Genomic DNA, 575 nt, shown 5'->3' on the forward strand with positions numbered 1-575 from the left:
GCTATTGATTACCCAGCTCATGGTCAGCACCGAACAAGCAACGAGTTGCGTAAACAAGGTGTATTTGTTTCAGGCAGTGGTGTTCGTTCAATCTGGTTACGTCATGATTTAGAAAACTTTAAAAAGCGCTTAAAAGCTCTTGAAGGAAAAATAGCTAACGAAGGTATTATCTTAACAGATAGCCAAGTCGCAGCACTTGAGAAAAAGAAAAGCGATGACGAAGCTTGCGGTGAAATTGAAACAGCACATCCGGGCTATCTAGGCTCGCAAGATACGTTCTATGTCGGCAATCTCAAAGGTGTTGGCCGTATCTACCAACAGACGTTTGTCGATACCTACAGCAAAGTAGCCTTTGCTAAGCTGTATACAACCAAAACACCAATTACCGCAGCTGACATACTCAATGACAGGGTTCTGCCTTACTTCGAGCAGCACGAGCTGCCAATGCTGCGAATTTTAACTGACCGAGGCACTGAGTATTGCGGCAAGGTTGAAAATCATGACTATCAGCTATATCTGGCGATTAATGATATCGACCATACGAAAACTAAAGCGATGTCGCCTCAAACCAATGG

General features: G+C 43.8%; 1 pseudogene. It reads left to right on the plus strand.

What is annotated here, in order from left to right:
- Positions 1-575 (plus strand): annotated as a pseudogene (locus Q4493_RS17715) (DDE-type integrase/transposase/recombinase); the annotation flags it as partial.

Source organism: Colwellia sp. 1_MG-2023, from assembly GCF_030546755.1.
GTDB lineage: Bacteria > Pseudomonadota > Gammaproteobacteria > Enterobacterales > Alteromonadaceae > Thalassotalea_H.